Origin of the sequence: Sphingomonas sp. SORGH_AS_0950 (genome assembly GCF_030818415.1) — a bacterium.
In the GTDB taxonomy this organism is placed as follows: Bacteria; Pseudomonadota; Alphaproteobacteria; order Sphingomonadales; family Sphingomonadaceae; genus Sphingomonas.
The window spans coordinates 3,219,732-3,235,747 of sequence record NZ_JAUTAE010000001.1; the positions used below are offsets into that span (position 1 = coordinate 3,219,732).

The 16,016-nt window shown below is 60.7% G+C and carries 16 protein-coding genes and 1 tRNA gene; 9 read left to right on the plus strand and 8 right to left on the minus strand.

Going from position 1 to position 16,016, the window contains the following annotated elements; genetic code table 11:
* The first annotated feature begins 116 nt into the window (after positions 1-116).
* Positions 117-1,324, plus strand: a protein-coding gene (locus QE385_RS14400) for an IS3-like element ISGbe2 family transposase (protein ID WP_307098189.1) whose coding sequence is annotated in 2 segments (ribosomal slippage) — positions 117-441 and positions 441-1,324 — 1,209 coding nt in all. Because the reading frame shifts where the segments join, the coding sequence is not laid out codon by codon here.
* Between the two features lie 242 nt (positions 1,325-1,566).
* Here QE385_RS14400 and QE385_RS14405 read toward each other — a convergent pair.
* The 5 genes from QE385_RS14405 to QE385_RS14425 all read right to left on the minus strand — a co-directional run bounded on the left by QE385_RS14405 (position 1,567) and on the right by QE385_RS14425 (position 6,320).
* Positions 1,567-2,028, minus strand: coding sequence for a hypothetical protein (locus QE385_RS14405; protein WP_307102979.1), 462 nt, complete (start codon positions 2,026-2,028; stop codon positions 1,567-1,569).
* 95 nt (positions 2,029-2,123) lie between these two features.
* Positions 2,124-2,333: a hypothetical protein gene (locus QE385_RS19870; protein ID WP_373424671.1), complete on the minus strand. Its 210-nt coding sequence runs from the start codon at positions 2,331-2,333 to the stop codon at positions 2,124-2,126.
* Positions 2,334-2,529: 196 nt separating this feature from the next.
* Entirely contained in the window at positions 2,530-3,870 is a 1,341-nt protein-coding gene (locus tag QE385_RS14415; RefSeq protein WP_307102981.1) for an HlyD family type I secretion periplasmic adaptor subunit, read from the minus strand.
* A 2-nt stretch (positions 3,871-3,872) separates the two neighbouring features.
* Positions 3,873-5,582 (minus strand): type I secretion system permease/ATPase, encoded by a 1,710-nt coding sequence (locus QE385_RS14420; protein WP_307104739.1) that lies wholly within the window; start codon positions 5,580-5,582, stop codon positions 3,873-3,875.
* 534 nt (positions 5,583-6,116) lie between these two features.
* Positions 6,117-6,320, minus strand: a complete 204-nt coding sequence (locus tag QE385_RS14425; RefSeq protein WP_307102983.1) for a hypothetical protein — start codon at positions 6,318-6,320, stop codon at positions 6,117-6,119.
* Between the two features lie 380 nt (positions 6,321-6,700).
* On the opposite strand from QE385_RS14425, the gene QE385_RS14430 reads away from it, so the two are divergent.
* Together QE385_RS14430 and QE385_RS14435 are read left to right on the plus strand one after the other, a co-directional pair.
* Positions 6,701-7,471, plus strand: coding sequence for a hypothetical protein (locus tag QE385_RS14430; RefSeq protein WP_307102985.1), 771 nt, complete (start codon positions 6,701-6,703; stop codon positions 7,469-7,471).
* Between the two features lie 12 nt (positions 7,472-7,483).
* Positions 7,484-8,227, plus strand: coding sequence for a hypothetical protein (locus QE385_RS14435; RefSeq protein ID WP_307102986.1), 744 nt, complete (start codon positions 7,484-7,486; stop codon positions 8,225-8,227).
* 120 nt (positions 8,228-8,347) lie between these two features.
* Here QE385_RS14435 and QE385_RS14440 read toward each other — a convergent pair whose 3' ends face one another.
* The gene (locus tag QE385_RS14440) at positions 8,348-8,626 is read right to left on the minus strand and encodes a hypothetical protein (protein WP_307102988.1); all 279 of its coding nucleotides are present in this window, start codon (positions 8,624-8,626) and stop codon (positions 8,348-8,350) included.
* 276 nt (positions 8,627-8,902) lie between these two features.
* Between QE385_RS14440 and QE385_RS14445 the strand changes: the two genes are divergently transcribed.
* Positions 8,903-9,343, plus strand: a complete 441-nt coding sequence (locus tag QE385_RS14445; protein WP_307102990.1) for a hypothetical protein — start codon at positions 8,903-8,905, stop codon at positions 9,341-9,343.
* Positions 9,340-10,119, plus strand: a complete 780-nt coding sequence (locus QE385_RS14450) for a hypothetical protein (RefSeq protein ID WP_307102992.1) — start codon at positions 9,340-9,342, stop codon at positions 10,117-10,119. Before QE385_RS14445 ends, QE385_RS14450 begins: the two co-directional genes overlap by 4 nt.
* 100 nt (positions 10,120-10,219) lie before the next feature.
* On the opposite strand, the gene QE385_RS19875 is transcribed toward QE385_RS14450, so the two are convergent.
* On the minus strand, positions 10,220-10,525 hold the full coding sequence (locus tag QE385_RS19875) for a CHC2 zinc finger domain-containing protein (protein ID WP_367113509.1): 306 nt from the start codon (positions 10,523-10,525) through the stop codon (positions 10,220-10,222).
* Between the two features lie 236 nt (positions 10,526-10,761).
* Positions 10,762-10,837: transfer RNA gene (locus QE385_RS14455), tRNA-Trp, on the minus strand.
* Between the two features lie 308 nt (positions 10,838-11,145).
* Here QE385_RS14455 and rpsL point away from each other — a divergent pair.
* The 4 genes from rpsL (at position 11,146) to tuf (ending at position 15,606) form a co-directional block, all read left to right on the plus strand.
* A complete protein-coding gene (rpsL, locus tag QE385_RS14460) occupies positions 11,146-11,517 on the plus strand; it encodes a 30S ribosomal protein S12 (protein ID WP_007406072.1) in 372 nt (123 codons plus the stop codon).
* Between the two features lie 66 nt (positions 11,518-11,583).
* Positions 11,584-12,054, plus strand: coding sequence for a 30S ribosomal protein S7 (gene rpsG / locus QE385_RS14465; RefSeq protein WP_007406077.1), 471 nt, complete (start codon positions 11,584-11,586; stop codon positions 12,052-12,054).
* 147 nt (positions 12,055-12,201) lie between these two features.
* Complete coding sequence (fusA, locus tag QE385_RS14470) at positions 12,202-14,277, plus strand: elongation factor G (protein ID WP_294235119.1); 2,076 nt, start codon at positions 12,202-12,204, stop codon at positions 14,275-14,277.
* A 135-nt stretch (positions 14,278-14,412) separates the two neighbouring features.
* Positions 14,413-15,606 (plus strand): elongation factor Tu, encoded by a 1,194-nt coding sequence (tuf, locus tag QE385_RS14475; protein WP_007406059.1) that lies wholly within the window; start codon positions 14,413-14,415, stop codon positions 15,604-15,606.
* Positions 15,607-16,016: the final 410 nt, after the last annotated feature.

Below are 16,016 nucleotides of genomic sequence, written 5' to 3' on the forward strand. Positions count from 1 at the left end.
GGCTTGCGTGGCATTCAGACGGGGCGTTACGCCGTGGTTGTGAGCTGGCCCCCATTTCGACCGGACGGATTCAAGCCTAAGAAGGAGGCTTGGGGCTATCCCCTAAGCATAGGCTTATGTCCGTGTCCGAAATCATCACCGACGGCGGTCGTCGCCGTCACTGGAGCACGCCTGAGAAGCTGAGGATCGTCGAGGAGACGCTCGATGGTCGCGAGAGCATATCGGTGGTGGCACGCCGCAACGGCGTGGCGCCGAACCTGCTGTACCGCTGGCGGCGGCTGATGCTGGAGGGCGGGAGCGTCGCGGTCGCCGGCGACGACGACGTGACCAGCAATCGCCAGGTCCGCGAGATGGAGACCCGCATCCGCGAACTGGAGCGCCAGCTCGGCCGCAAGACGCTGGAGGTCGAGATCCTGAAGGAGGCGCTGGAGCGCTCACGCCCAAAAAAAGCGAGCTTGCTCATGCACTCGCCGTTGCCGGAGACTATCCGGTGAGCCTGGTCGCCAAGACGCTCGGGGTCGGGCGCTCGACGGTGTACGACCGCCTGACCGGCCGCACCCGGACGCGCGGGCCGTACGCCAAGGCCGACGACGCGGACCTGCTGCCCCGCATACGCCAGATCGCCGCGCAGCGGCCCACCTACGGCTACCGCCGCATCGCGGCAGTCCTCAATCGACAGCAACGCGCCGAAGGACTGGCGCCGGTCAATCACAAGCGCGTCTATCGCATCATGGCCGCGGACCGCCTGCTGCTGGCGCGGCGCTACACCGAGCGGGCCGACTATGGCCATGACGGCGTCGTGGTGGCGATCCGCTCGAACCTGCGCTGGTGCTCGGACGGCTTCGAGTTCACCTGCTGGAACGGCGAGGTCGTGCGCGGCGCCTTCATCATCGACGCCCATGACCGCGAGATCATCGCCTGGCGCGCGATCGCCAATGCGGGCATCAGCGGCTCGGACGTGCGCGACATCATGCTGGAAGCCGTGGAAACCCGCTTCGGCGGTATGCGCGCGCCCGTGCCGGTCGAGATGCTGTCCGATAACGGCTCGGCCTATACTGCCCGCGAAACACGCACCTTTGCCCGGCAGCTGGGCCTCAAACCCTGCTTCACGCCCGTTCGCAGCCCGCAGTCCAACGGCATCTCGGAGGCCTTCGTTCATACCCTCAAGCGCGATTACGTCCGCGTCTCGCCGCTGCCTGATGCTCCCACCGCGTTGACATCGCTTGCCGGATGGATCGAGGACTACAACGACAACCACCCCCATTCAGGGCTCAAAATGCGTTCACCGCGCGAACATCGCGCACTGGTTTCTGCAACCGCCTGAATCCGTCCGGTGAAACGGGGGCCAGATCAGGTTGTGAGTGGTGGATGTTGACTTTTCCGAATCCCGACGGTGGCCCGGCAGGGGTGTGATGATTGATTTGCCACCAAGCCGGCGTGGTTGCCGGAAGGCCTTAGCAAGCAGAATGCCGGGCAGAGCCGAGTCCGGATCCTTGAGACTAAAGCAAGGATTTCTATCGATGTCTGCAAAGGGATTTTCTAAGCTCTTGGAAGAACCGCCCCGTTTCATAAATCATCTCTGCTCGCCGGAGGTGTTTCGCTGACGTTCCAGCTGGCAAGTATCAGCCGCTCTTCCGCACTCATCCGTTTCCAGCATCCGGGGTAGGGCTGTTCGAGGCCACTATCGTTTAAGAAGTTCCGGACGGTGAGCGGCGGTTTGCGGGTTCGCGCCATCAGCTCCGTCGTGGAAACGTAGACTGTCGCAAGGTCGAGCACGTCATTGAGGGCGATGCGCTTCGGCATTCTGCCGATGACACGCTTCGAGAAAACGACGTCCCTGTGCTTCGAAGTGAGATTCAGAATCTCCAGGGCGTCCTCCAAGATAACCTCGCTGGAAAAGTGATCCGGCCACGCGGCATGGTCGAATTGCAACCGGCAGAGCCGGAGCATGTCGACACGTTCGATGGACACGCGCTGGAATATCGGACCATCGCCCTCGGCGATCACAAAGGGTACGCCGGCGAGCATCGCCTTGCCGTCTCCTGCCCAGGGCGTCCTGAATCAGCCGATTGATCTTGCCGCTTGGCTGATCGGTCAGCCGGCCGTGAGTTATGTGATGCGCGTCACTCGATGACCGACGCGGGCATCGCCGATGGCGATCTGGTCGTGGTCAGCCGCGCCATCGAGACCGGGCCGCTGCCAAGCCGACCCGATGCACTGTCGTCATAGATAGGATCGGGATCGACGCCGGCCGCAATCAGCGCATCGCGCTGAAGATCGTGGACGTGGCTGCCGTCCGCGTTGGATGCCCGCGCGTAACGGATATGCGTCACATATACGCCCCTTCGCGTGACGGAACGGGATCGCTCCTCCAACGAACCTAATTCTGTCGCATCCCCCGTCTTCTGGTCCATGCTTCATGAACAGGCCCGCATTCCTGTTTCGTGAGGAGCAGGAAGCTGATGCCAACCAAGACCATCCTATCGCCTGCTCGACGTGTGGCGATCTTCGATCAGCCCGGTAACGCAATTAATGCTCCCTAAACGAAGACCAGAAGCTCCCAACAAGAGGTTCCAAAGCGTAATCCAAGGCGGTTCTCGGGCGGAGGGGAACTAGGATTTGCACGGGCATGCCGGCGCGCAACTGGAATTTTCCGCCGCGCAGAGATGACAGGATCTTCAGCTCCTCGACGGGCACCGTGACCTCGGCGGTATAATAGCTCACGCCGGTCTTCTCATCGGTGAAGCTGTCGGCGGACAGGCGTGTCAGCTGGCCCTTCAAGTCGGGGAGATTGCGTTCGTGCAAGCCGGGAAATTTCACGCGGGCCTCCTGTCCGATGGACAGATCATCGGCATCATCGGGCGAGATCCGCGCCTGGATGACCAGCCGGGTCTCCTCGGGTACGATGTCCATGAGCTTCTGTCCGGCCATGATGACGCCGCCCGGGGTGAAGACGGTGAGGCCGACAACGGCCCCGGTCGCGGGCGAGCGGATTTCAGTGCGGGCCAGTTGCTCACGCGCTGCACCCAGCCGAGGAAGGACATCGCCCAACCGGACCTCGACATCGCGAAGTTCAGCTGCAGTCCGCTCGGCAAAGCTGCGCTCGGCCTGAAGCCGCTGTAACCGGCTTTCCTGACTCGCCTCGCGGGTCTGGGCGACATTGGCGACGAATTGCCCGCGCTGCCCCTGCAACTCGGCGCGCACCCGCTCGAGTTCGCGCAGCCGGGTCTTGGATACGAAGCCCTTGGCCGCCAGCGGTTGTAGCGATTCGATCTGGGCGTTGATCAGGCGCAGCTGATCGGTGGTCGACACGACCTGCTCGCCATAGCCCTTGCCCTGTTCCCGGGATTGCGCGCTGCGCTCACCTAGTGCATCAGTTTGCGCGGCCAATGTAGCCACTCGCGCTTTTAGCTCGTTGGTCTGCAAGCGCATCGCAAGCGTGATTTCCGATGCGTCACTGGCGGGAAAAGCGGCCAATTCCGCAGGTATCGCCAAGCTGGACTGCCCCAGTTGCTCCGCGCGCAGCCGGGCTCGCTGCGCGAGCAGGCCAATGGCCTGGGAGGCGATCGCGCGCTCCGACGCCTGAACCTCGGGTGCCGACAGCCGTATCAGCAACGCGCCTCGGGTGACACGCTGGCCCTCGTGAACATAAATCCGCTCGATCACGCCGCCATCTCGGTGCTGCACCGCTTGGCGCTGCCCCTCCACGGTTAGCACGCCTTCGGCATAGCTGGCAGCATCGAGCCGTACGAAGGCCGCCGCGCCCAGGAACAGCACGAAGAAAATCACGGCGATGATCGTGCCGTTGCGAATGTCCCGACCGGGGTTGGCGGGCAGGTGCGAGATGGTGGTTGTAGTTATGCTGGTCATGGTCAGGCGCTCGCAGGAACAGTGGTCACGGGGCGGGGACGCGAAGGCGCGATCTTCTGCAGGACCTCGTCCCGCGGCCCGAACAGCTCGACGCGGCCCGCCCGTATCACAAGCAACTTGTCGACGACGGGCAAGATACCCAGCTTGTGGCTGACGATGATCACCGTATGCCCGGCCCGCTTGTAATGGTCGATCGACTGGACCAGCGCGGCGTCTCCTTCGCTGTCCAGGTGTGCATTGGGTTCGTCCAGGATCAGGATGGCGGGGTCGCCATACATCGCCCGTGCCAGTGCGATCCGTTGCGACTGGCCAGCCGACAGTCCGCGTCCTCCGGGCTTCAGTTCATAGTCGAACCCACCTGTAAGCTGCTGGATGAGCGGCCGCGCCTGGGCGCGATCTGCAGCCCGGATGACGGCTTCGTCGATGGCTTCCAGATCCGCGCCGGGCAGTTCCGTCGCGAAGCGGGCGACGTTTTCCTTGATGGTCCCGGCGAACAGCGTTGGGTCCTGCGGCAGATAGCCGATATGGAGGGCTAGACGTTCCGGGTCCCAGTCGGCTGTGTCGGTGCCATCGACTCGCAGGCAGCCGCGATTGGGGCGGATAGCGCCGGCGATCACCCGCGCCAGGGTCGACTTGCCCGCTCCGCTGGGGCCGATGATTGCGACGACCTCGCCAGACTCCAGGGCAATGCTGACGTCCGCGACGATCGCGATCTCCCGCGTATCGTTGAGCACGGTCACGCTGTCGAGCAGGATCGTACCCCGGGGGGCAGGCAGCTGGGTCTTGACCGGCCCGGTGTCGGTTTCGGCCAGCAGCTCCCCCAATTGCTTATAGCTGTTGCGCGCTTGGAGCAGCCCCTTCCAGTTGCCGATGATCTGTTCGATGGGGGCGAGTGCACGGGCGATTAGGAAAGAGGCCGCAAAGATCGCACCACCCGAGATCAGATTGTCGATGGCGAGCAGCGCCCCCAGACCCAGCGCCAGGCTCTGCAATGCCAGCCGGACAAACTTGGTCATGGTCATATAGTTGCCCGCCGCCAGACCGGCCTCGGTCTGGAGCGACAGCATCTTGTTGCGGCTGGCCAGCTGGCGCAACACCATAGCGCGGCGCATCCCCAAGGCACGAACTGGCTCGGCGCCGTTCAGCAGCGCGCCCTGCCCGGCATAGCTGTTCGCCGCGGCCGACTGTGCGTGCTCGAGCATCGGCTTGTTCCGCCGCTCGCTCCGCCACGCGATAAGCGCTAGCACCCCGCCCCCGGCCAGTGCGACGATACCCAGCGCCGGGTGGACGAGAAAGCAAATCAGCACATAGATTGGCATCCATGGTGCGTCGAACAGCGCAAGCACCCCCGGACCACTCAAGGTCTGGCGCAGATTGTCGAATTCGCGCAGCGCCTGGCGCGCGACCGGCTTGTCGGGACGCCCCAGCGTAGCGTCGAGCAGTGCAGGCGCCAACACCGCATCCATCTGAACCCCGGCGCGAACCAGCAGACGCGTGCGGACGCGATCGAGCAAGGCCAGCGTTGCCAGCGAGAACAGCAGGAACAGCGTCAGGAAGAACAGCGTCTGATGCCCCCGTGTCGGGACGACCCGGTCATACACCTGCAGCATATAGATGGTGGGCACGACGTACAGGACATTGACCAGCGCGCTGAAAATCGCTGCAGCAAAAAAATGACGCCAGCATGTCGCCATCGCAGAATGCATGTTCATAATCAATATGTTGCCTGACCTATTAACACGAGAATTGCAGACTGAAGTGTCAGAGATTGCTTCACTTCCGCCCTGTGTTCAGTGGTTGTCATGAGTTGATCTTATAATGCCGCCCTATGACAAATAGCCTGTCGCCTAAAAAATTATATGTGTCCTGCATTTAGTGTAGCTAGGATCTGACCCCAATCAGCACGTTGAGTGGTGATTTTTCTTGATTCACTGATGCATGGTTCAGCATTAGTGGGGCATGGCGCTGTTCTGATTGTCTATGAAGCGTGAGCAGCGATCGGACTGCATTTGCCGAAGAACCAGCCCGGCGCCGAGCGGATAGACGACCAGCGGGTGATTTCCAGGATCGGACATGTGCGGAAGGTCGGCTACCGCTGGTGTACTGCCCGATCGATTACAGGCCATCCACGACGATCTATAACCAGTTTGACCGCTGGTCGTGCCGTTTCTCTTGGCTCAAGCTGCTTGATCCATTGGTGTATGCTAGCGTGGTCACGAAGAGTATCGCGATCGGCAGCTCCTGCATCAGGGCGCAACGCGCCGCCTTTCGCGGAAAAGGGGGCGCCAGATCCAGGCAACCGGTCGCTCGCGCGGTGGCTGGATGAACAAGATGAACAAGGTCCGCATGCTCACCGATGTCATCAGTCGTCCGATGCCCTGATGCTCGCCGCCGGCAATGTCAGTGGCGTGCAGGGCGGCGACGTCGCTTCTCAAATGCGCTGCTCGCATGCGCTAACTCCTTGCTGACAAGGCTACGATGCCGACCGGCTGCGCCATTAGCTCTGTGGCGCTGAAGCCGTTCCTGCAACTCTGGGCAGGCTTAATCAGATAGGAACCGCCCTATGTGACTGATGCCTGATAGGAAATGCCTTCTGCCGCCTCAGCAACTGCGGCTGCGCTGAAGCCCGTTGCGATTAAATCACCGCCAGATTTCTATCAAACGTCGCCATCCTAACCGTACGCACCTCCTGACAATGATCGGGCCTTACATTTAACATGCTGCTATCATGAAAAATTTTATAGAATGACAGCCTCATGGTGCATAAATTATTGCATCTTTATTCTGTAATTTTAAAGTACTATGTTTCGATAACAGCTAAATTTTAAGTATGACCTTTGGAATATATGCGAGGGCGCCAGCGAACATGAACTTTATTTCATTAATTGGGGCTCTGCAGGTTGTAGCTGCACCCTCTGCCATAAGCGCGAGGGAGGCGCTTGAACTTTCGCCTCAAGAGGTAGCGGACCGAATTTTGCCTTCCGGGCATAAAGATATAAAATTCGTATTCCGCCCAATCGGAACTAGGGCCATAACCAATCTCACTCGCTTGACACTCATATCTTCAGCAGAATCACTGCCTAACGGTGGCTGTATCGCTGATCAATATGATGTCGAACTATCACCGGCCGAAAAAGACGCTGCGCTTTTGCCATCAAATATTCCAATGAAGGCGTCTTCGGTAAAATCTAGTCATCTTTACAAATTTTACGATTGGCGTACTCTCCACAGGGGCAAGCCGTGTAACAACAATGATGTACAGAATTACTTTGGATACTCAGGTAGTATTGATTTGTGGAGGGCGCTAAATATTTCCAAAATGATTTTGGCGCGATACGGTAAGAGGATATGCGTATCTTCCAGGGATGTCGACAGCAAGTGCGCTGGTGGATACTATTTGGATCTGAATCCATCAAATATATCTTATATCGCCATTAACAATCTTGAGATGGGCAATGCCTATGAATTCAAGATACAGTTTAGCGACAAAGGGGAGAGACATGTAATTGGTAAAGAGATATATGCATCGATAATGCTTAATGGAAAAAATGTAGAATTATTAAGTCCCGTTAAGGCCAAAACTGTAACAACGTGGATGTGAGGGATCTTAGACGTGGAAGCGAACCCAGAAATCGTTGTGACTGCTCAGGCTGAGACCGGAGATACATCAATGCAGTTTTCCCAAACGTGGAGAACAGATAATGGTCCTCCAGATACAATACCAGCAGGAACATCTGCCGCGCCAAATACTCCAACCACCATCAACGTTTCTGTTCAAGTGTCGGCTGAGCACCAAGCTCAAGCCATTGAGAGTGCTAAAAATGTAGCGGCAACGCTCGCTCGACTAGCCGACGCGGCAAAGGCAAATCCTAATGCCCAGTTCCAGTTTCCGGACGGGGAAAAGATGTCGGGTTTCGCTCTTTATACAACCATTGCAAATAATAAGTTCGTAATCACGGACAATCCGTCAAAGATGAATCCATCTGGCGTCGGAGCATCTGACTTCCCGAATCATGTTGATTACTTAGATTACTCGCAATTTGCACCAGGAAAAGGTTGGGGAGCTTTTGGAAATGGTGGCATGAATGGCATCATGCTGCACGAGTTAGGCCACCTCAATCAGTACGGCTTTTCAAATCAACAAGACGAGCAGCGATGGCTAACACAGGAAAATGGCCAGACACATATACATCAAGATTATGCCGACAGCAGTTATTTTGGTGACAACGAGGCCTATGCAGATGACTTCGGCGCAAGTGCTGCCGAAGCTCTTCAAATTGACATTCATGGATATCAGCCTCAATACGGCCACTGGCAAGGCGGCCAAGCGATCTTTGACGGTGTGGTCGGAGGGTAATGATCAAAAAGGCGTGCTGATATAGCCGGCACAGCGCTTCCGAATCAATGGTATTTCTAATCATCTGGCTCGGAAGCGCTACGTCGAGTCTTAGTCTGATCTGGATGTCCGACAAGTACATTAACTTGTGCATACTTTATGGTAACGATTTTCATAGTTGTTTTGGCTATCTGATGAGGCTTGGGGGCGATTGAACTGCATCTTCCCATAGCGGCCGATCTCGGTCGCATGGCTCTTCATCGACACCTGGTGGACCACCGCACCATCGACATCCACGACGCACACCGCCGTGCTCTTGAACCCGATGTCTAGCTCCACCCAGAACCGCGCTGACGCCGGATCCACCTCCGCCCGCGCCATCGCCGCGACATAGGCCGGCGCCACGATCTTCTTCGACATGACCTGCTCCTTTCCCGTCACCGTTGACCGAAAAAGGATACGCCTCTCGCCGTCGCCTGGGCAGCAGCTAACCCACAAGTTTCCGCGCCTGTTCCAATTCAGGTTTCCAACACCCGGCTCAGGGGGCCGGCATCCCGTTCCACGGGATGCCGCCGACTGGGGTGGCGTCCTTCCACCAGGGAGGCGACGATGATCGGGAATCAAGCCGAGTACATGGACATGCTGGCCGGGATGGCCACGACGACGGGATCGATGCTGGCCTTCGAGGGCTGAGCCATGCCTATACAGACCGTTCCGTTCGTCCCGATCTTCATCCTTGGCGGCTTCTTTCTGATCGCCCCGGGCATGATCGTGACGCTTTTCAGCAATTCTGATCCGCTTGGCTTCGCCGTCGTGATGGCGACCGCCATTGCCGCGCTTATCCGCCCGACAGCGTCCTGGATGCTGTTCGCCGTACTGTGCTCGATGCGCACCGTGCCGTTCATCGTCGCCGCGCTGACGGCCGTCGCGATGAAGATCGGCTTGGCGAGCCGCGTGGGTGATCGCCAGAGCCTGATCGGCGCCGGGATCGATGCAAGGTACCGCGACGACGGATATGTCGTGCGGGAAATCCGCAATCTCGCGGCGCAGCTCGCCGCGATCCGTGACGGTTGCCCGGTTCCGGCCCGCGACGGGCCGCCGCTCCCGCCCATCGGCCTCGAGCCGAGTGTCGGATGATGGCGACAGCTAGGGAGCGGCATCGGCCGGGCGAGCTGCCGTGGGGCTGGTGGCTGCGAGCCAACGGCGCTCATTTCGAGGACGAGGATGGCCGCAAGTGGACGTCGGTGCGTGATGCCTTTTGGCGGGGCGAGTTGGGTCTTCCCGACACGTACGCCTTACGGGAGCAGCTCGAGTTCCTCCTCCGGGTCCTGCTGTCTGTCGATATGGCAGAATGTGGTGAAAGCGAACGCCGATTTGATCTCTTCCGCGGCAATCCGGTTTTCCGGACTTTCTATATGTGCTGGCTTGGTACGGTCGGTCTGCTGCAGCGCGGGTCGACGGACGATCTTAGTCCCGAGGGCCGGTCGGTGCTCATGATGCTGATCGCGACCCGCGACCCGGAGTGGGAGGATCTGCCCATTGCGGACGTCATGGCGGCGGCGGTCGCGGCCTCGCGCGATGCGTCCGATCGGGACCGGGAACAGGCGCTGCAAAATTTCGAGCGCGCGATCGGGTTGCGGCGTCACGTCTTCGCGCGCGAGACGGTGGGGCAGTCGCACGCGATCACCCTGACCTCGATGGCGAGCGGAAGTCCCGCCAGGATGCCGGTCAGGCGGGTGACTTGGTCCCTGGCGTTCGATGACCAGAGCGTGCGCGATAACCTGTTCGCCTGGATCGCGGCGAGGGTCGACAATTGGGATCACTGGGGACGCATGGCCTACAGCAAGGGAGGCGATGCATTCACGCAGCACCTGCTCGGGCTGGTTGTAGCATCTAGGTCACCGCAGACTTAGGCGACGCTTGTACCAGGCGGCGACGAAGCCTCGACGTACTTGAGACACGCCAAGGGTATTTGCGTCATCCGAAGCCTTGCTGAGCGGCCGTCCGGTCCGATCAGCAAGGCTTTTTGTCGTGATCGGCGCCGTCACCGGATGCGCCTCGCGTGAGATATGCTGCCGCAGTCTCTTCGTCGGCTCGATGGAGCCGCATCCACCAGTCGACCACGTCCCCGCCCGCGCCGCACGAAAAACAGTGAAAGCGGCCGTTGTGAACGTAGAGGCCACGGGTCGCATCCGGGTGGAAAGGGCATGACCCTCGAAGCCCTGACTGCGTCGTCTCCAATTCGACAGTTTTTGCCACCACCTTGGCAAGGTGATGCGCCACAGAGGCGGTCGATCGGAATGCTGAAGGGTCGGACATGGCGATATGATCGTCGATCCACCGATCCCGTCAACCATGAAACGCCGGCGATAATGTGATGTCGCCAACGTCCTGACAGGCGATTCACTCATTCACACAGAAAGAGCACACCGCTTTTATCGGAGCGCTTTTCGCATGCCTTTAAATTAGGCGTGACTTGTGCAAGTTCCTAAGCGACGGCGATGTACGACTTAGCGTTCAAATGCGTGCACTTATACCGTGCTACGACAGAAAAGTGGCAGGAGTGCACGGACTCGAACCGTGGGCCCTCGGTTTTGGAGACCGATGCTCTACCAACTGAGCTACACTCCTGCGAGGCGGCCGCCATTAGCCCGGCTGATCGGGCAGGGCAATAGGCTGTTTCACTATTTTCGCGGAATCGCTCGCCCGATGCGTCGGGAGCGGCGCGGGGCGGCGACATTGACCCCAGGGCGACTCCCGCGTATAGGCCGCCGCTGCACGAAGGGGATTTCTCGGGAATCGGGACATGTCCGTCGGGCAAGCTTGAACATTGCTGGATGCGAATATGGGCCGGGCGCAAGCCGCGATGGCCCCTTTTTGTATTCCTAAGTGCTGTGATGGCTCCAGCAAAGTAACCTCATGGAAAGGTGAAGGCTTCAATGCCGACGATCAACCAGCTGGTCCGCAAGGGCCGCGAACTGCAGAAGGCCAAGTCCAAGGTCCCTGCAATGGAGCAGAACCCGCAGAAGCGCGGCGTTTGCACCCGTGTCTACACGACGACCCCGAAGAAGCCGAACTCGGCCCTTCGCAAGGTGGCCAAGGTCCGTCTGACCAACAGCCGCGAAGTCATCTCGTACATCCCGGGCGAAGGCCACAACCTGCAGGAGCACTCGGTGGTGCTCATCCGCGGCGGCCGTGTGCGCGACCTTCCCGGCGTGCGCTACCACGTGCTGCGCGGCGTCCTCGACACGCAGGGCGTGAAGGATCGCAAGCAGTCCCGCTCGAAGTACGGCGCGAAGCGTCCGAAGTAAGCCGGTCGGGCCTCAATTGAGGCTCCTCGACCATCAAAGGCTGAAGTTTTGTAAGGAAATACGAGAATGGCTCGTCGTCGTCGTCCCGAAAAGCGGGAAATCCTGCCGGATCCCAAGTTCGGGGATGTGGTCCTGTCGAAGTTCATGAACTCGGTCATGCTGGACGGTAAGAAGTCCGTGGCCGAAGCCATCGTGTACGGTGCCCTGGAAACCGTCGAGACGCGCGCCAAGCGCGATCCGATCGGCGTGTTCCACGATGCGCTGAACAACATCAAGCCGGGCATCGAAGTCCGTTCGCGCCGCGTCGGCGGTGCGACCTACCAGGTCCCGGTCGAAGTCCGTCCGGAGCGTGCCCAGGCTCTGGCCATCCGTTGGCTGATCGGCGCGTCGCGCGCCCGTTCGGAGAACACGATGGCCGCGCGTCTGTCGGGCGAGCTGATGGACGCCGCGAACAACCGCGGCAACGCGGTCAAGAAGCGCGAAGATACGCACCGCATGGCGGAAGCGAATCGCGCCTTCTCGCACTACCGCTGGTAAGGGCCTTGCGGCGGACCGGATTCCTTTCCGCTCTGCCGCAACCTTTTCGGGGTGCGGTGCCGGCGGTCTTCCGCTGGTCACGCAAACAGCCTATATAAGGGGGAGCCGGGCCAACCGGCTCCCCCCTACGCTTGAGGAAGATCGATCATGGCCCGCAGCCATCCGCTCGAGAAGTATCGCAACATCGGCATCATGGCGCACATCGATGCCGGCAAGACGACCACGACCGAGCGCATTCTTTATTACACCGGCAAGTCCTACAAGATCGGCGAAGTGCACGAAGGCACCGCCACCATGGACTGGATGGAGCAGGAGCAGGAGCGCGGCATCACCATCACGTCGGCCGCGACGACCTGTTTCTGGAACGACAACCGCATCAACATCATCGACACCCCCGGGCACGTCGACTTCACCATCGAGGTGGAGCGTTCGCTCCGCGTGCTCGACGGCGCGGTCGCCTGTTTCGACGGCGTGGCGGGTGTTGAGCCGCAGTCGGAAACCGTGTGGCGTCAGGCCGACAAGTACGGCGTGCCGCGCATGTGCTTCGTCAACAAGCTCGACCGCACCGGCGCCGACTTCTATTTCTGCGTGAACTCGATCATCGAGCGCCTGGGCGCGCGTCCGGCGGTCCTGTATCTGCCGATCGGCATCGAGGGCGGCTTCAAGGGCCTGGTCGACCTGGTCGAGAACCGCGCGATCATCTGGCTCGAAGAGTCGCTGGGCGCCAAGTTCGAATATCAGGACATCCCCGATGACCTGAAGGAAAAGGCCGCGAAGTATCGCAGCGACCTGATCGAAATGGCCGTCGAGCAGGACGACGCCGCGATGGAAGCGTATCTGGAAGGCAACGAGCCTTCGGTCGCCGAACTCAAGGCGCTGATCCGCAAGGGCACGCTGGAAATGGCGTTCGTCCCCGTGGTCTGCGGCTCGGCGTTCAAGAACAAGGGCGTGCAGCCCCTGCTCGACGCGGTCATCGACTATCTGCCGTCGCCGCTCGACGTTCCGGCCATCAAGGGCGTGAAGCTCGACGGCGAGACGCCGGACGAGCGTCCTTCGTCGGACACCGAGCCCTTCTCGGCGCTGGCGTTCAAGATCATGAACGACCCGTTCGTCGGTTCGCTGACCTTCGCCCGCATCTATTCGGGCAAGCTCGAGACCTCGTCGCAGGTCCTGAACTCGGTCAAGGACAAGAAGGAAAAGATCGGCCGCATGCTGCTGATGCATGCGAACAGCCGTGAGGACATCCAGGAAGCCTATGCCGGCGACATCGTCGCTCTGGCGGGCCTCAAGGACACCACGACCGGTGACACGCTCTGCGCGCAGAACGCCCCGATCATCCTCGAGCGGATGGAATTCCCCGAGCCCGTGATCGAGCTGTCGGTGGAGCCGAAGACCAAGGCCGACCAGGAGAAGATGGGCGTCGCGCTCAATCGTCTCGCTCGCGAGGACCCCTCGTTCCGCGTGACCTCGGACGCCGAGTCGGGCCAGACCATCATCAAGGGCATGGGCGAGCTCCATCTCGAGATCCTGGTCGACCGCATGAAGCGCGAGTTCAAGGTCGAGGCGAACGTCGGTGCGCCGCAGGTGGCGTATCGCGAATACCTCAAGAAGCCGGTCGACATCGACTACACGCACAAGAAGCAGTCGGGCGGCACCGGCCAGTTCGGCCGCGTGAAGGTCAAGCTGACCCCGGGCGAGCGTGGTTCGGGCTTCGTCTTCAAGGACGAGATCAAGGGCGGTAACATTCCGAAGGAATATATCCCCGCGATTGAGAAGGGCTTCCGTGAAACCGCGGAAACCGGTTCGCTGGTCGGCTTCCCGATCATCGACTTCGAGGTCCTGCTGTATGACGGCGCGTATCACGACGTCGACTCGTCGGCGCTGGCGTTCGAAATCTGTGCCCGCGGCGCGATGCGCGAAGCGGCCCAGAAGTCGGGCATCACGCTGCTCGAGCCGGTCATGAAGGTCGAGGTCGTGACCCCGGAAGACTATCTGGGCGACGTCATCGGCGACATGAACAGCCGTCGCGGCCAGATCCAGGGCACCGACACGCGCGGCAACGCGCAGACGGTCGAGGCGATGGTCCCGCTGGCCAACATGTTCGGCTATGTGAACGCGCTCCGCTCGTTCACCCAGGGTCGTGCGCAGTACTCGATGCAGTTCTCGCACTATGACGAAGTGCCGCAGAATGTTGCGGACGAGGTCAAGGCGAAGATGGCCTAACAGCGTCCGTCGCGCCCTCGGGGCAACTGGGGGCGCGGACACGCTAGGGGCTGGCAATCGCTTCAAACACCCGCTATGGGGCCGCGTTCGCGTGGCCTCGGATGCGGCACCGAATTCGATTCAGAAGGTAGGAAAATGGCAAAGGCAAAATTCGAGCGGAACAAGCCGCACCTCAACATCGGCACCATCGGCCACGTCGACCACGGCAAGACCTCGCTGACCGCAGCGATCACCAAGGTTCTGGCCGACAACGTCGCCGGCAACGCGGCGGTGGACTTCGCGAACATCGACAAGGCGCCGGAAGAGCGTGAGCGCGGCATCACCATCTCGACCGCCCACGTCGAGTATGAGACCGAAGCGCGCCACTATGCGCACGTCGACTGCCCCGGCCACGCCGACTATGTGAAGAACATGATCACCGGCGCGGCGCAGATGGACGGCGCGATCCTCGTCGTTTCGTCGACCGACGGCCCGATGCCGCAGACCCGCGAGCACATCCTGCTCGCCCGCCAGGTCGGCGTGCCCGCGATGGTCGTGTTCATGAACAAGGTCGACCTGGTCGACGACGAGGAAATCCTCGAGCTGGTCGAGCTGGAAATCCGCGAGCTGCTGAGCTCGTACGAATTCCCGGGCGACGACATCCCCGTCGTCAAGGGTTCGGCGACCTGCGCGCTGTCGGGTTCGAACGACAAGTTCGGCAAGGATGCCGTTCTCGAGCTGATGAAGCAGGTCGACGAATACATCCCGCAGCCGGAGCGTCCGCTCGACAAGCCGTTCATGATGCCGATCGAAGACGTGTTCTCGATCTCGGGTCGCGGCACCGTCGTCACCGGCCGCGTCGAAACCGGCATCATCAAGGTTGGTGAAGAAGTCGAGATCGTTGGCATCAACGACACCCGCAAGACCACCGTCACCGGCGTCGAAATGTTCCGCAAGCTGCTCGACTCGGGCCAGGCTGGCGACAACATCGGCGCGCTGATCCGTGGCGTTGCCCGTGACGAAGTCGAGCGTGGTCAGGTTCTGGCCAAGCCGGGTTCGATCACCCCGCACACCGACTTCCAGTCGGAAGTGTACGTCCTGTCGAAGGAAGAAGGCGGCCGTCACACCCCGTTCTTCGCGAACTATCGTCCGCAGTTCTACTTCCGCACGACCGACGTGACCGGCACCGTCGAGCTGCCCGAGGGCACCGAGATGGTCATGCCGGGCGACAACGTCGCTCTGGGCGTGAAGCTGATCGCTCCGATCGCCATGGACATCGGTCAGCGCTTCACGATCCGTGAAGGCGGCCGTACCGTCGGCGCGGGCGTCGTCAGCTCGATCGACAAGTAAGTCTCGGGCGAAAGCCTGAAACTTGTTAAGAAAGGGCCGGCCCCGGCGACGGGGTCGGCCTTTTTCGTTTGCGATTTCCGGGACACGACACCCTCACCCTTCCGGCGCTACGCGCCTCCCTCCCTCTCCCGCCGGGAGAGGGAGGGGGCCCGCCCGCGCCAGCGGGTGGGAAGGGTGAGGGCGGTCCGACACCGTTCGCACTGAGCGAAGTCGAAGTGCACGCCCGGCGGTCGCTGTTTTCCCGTGGCCTTCGACTTCGCTCAGGCTGAACGGGGTTAGGGGTTTTCCGGATTGGGGGCTCTGGTTCCATCCCCCTCAACAAAAACCGCACCCACCCCTTGCGGCACCCCCGGCATATGCGTATAGGCACACGCCTTGAGGGAATCGGCTGGCACCGGGCACACCGGAGT

Excerpts from the sequence above, each read along its gene's own strand:
- fusA (WP_294235119.1), top strand. The coding sequence starts at position 12,202 with ATGGCCCGCAGCCATCCGCTCGAGAAGTATCGCAACATCGGCATCATG.
- rpsG (WP_007406077.1), top strand. The coding sequence starts at position 11,584 with ATGGCTCGTCGTCGTCGTCCCGAAAAGCGGGAAATCCTGCCGGATCCC.
- QE385_RS14405 (WP_307102979.1), bottom strand. The coding sequence starts at position 2,028 with ATGCTCGCCGGCGTACCCTTTGTGATCGCCGAGGGCGATGGTCCGATA.
- QE385_RS14425 (WP_307102983.1), bottom strand. The coding sequence starts at position 6,320 with ATGCGAGCAGCGCATTTGAGAAGCGACGTCGCCGCCCTGCACGCCACT.
- QE385_RS14445 (WP_307102990.1), top strand. The coding sequence starts at position 8,903 with ATGCCTATACAGACCGTTCCGTTCGTCCCGATCTTCATCCTTGGCGGC.
- QE385_RS14450 (WP_307102992.1), top strand. The coding sequence starts at position 9,340 with ATGATGGCGACAGCTAGGGAGCGGCATCGGCCGGGCGAGCTGCCGTGG.
- QE385_RS14420 (WP_307104739.1), bottom strand. The coding sequence starts at position 5,582 with ATGAACATGCATTCTGCGATGGCGACATGCTGGCGTCATTTTTTTGCT.
- QE385_RS14415 (WP_307102981.1), bottom strand. The coding sequence starts at position 3,870 with ATGACCAGCATAACTACAACCACCATCTCGCACCTGCCCGCCAACCCC.
- QE385_RS19875 (WP_367113509.1), bottom strand. The coding sequence starts at position 10,525 with ATGTCCGACCCTTCAGCATTCCGATCGACCGCCTCTGTGGCGCATCAC.
- QE385_RS14440 (WP_307102988.1), bottom strand. The coding sequence starts at position 8,626 with ATGTCGAAGAAGATCGTGGCGCCGGCCTATGTCGCGGCGATGGCGCGG.
- rpsL (WP_007406072.1), top strand. The coding sequence starts at position 11,146 with ATGCCGACGATCAACCAGCTGGTCCGCAAGGGCCGCGAACTGCAGAAG.
- tuf (WP_007406059.1), top strand. The coding sequence starts at position 14,413 with ATGGCAAAGGCAAAATTCGAGCGGAACAAGCCGCACCTCAACATCGGC.
- QE385_RS14430 (WP_307102985.1), top strand. The coding sequence starts at position 6,701 with ATGACCTTTGGAATATATGCGAGGGCGCCAGCGAACATGAACTTTATT.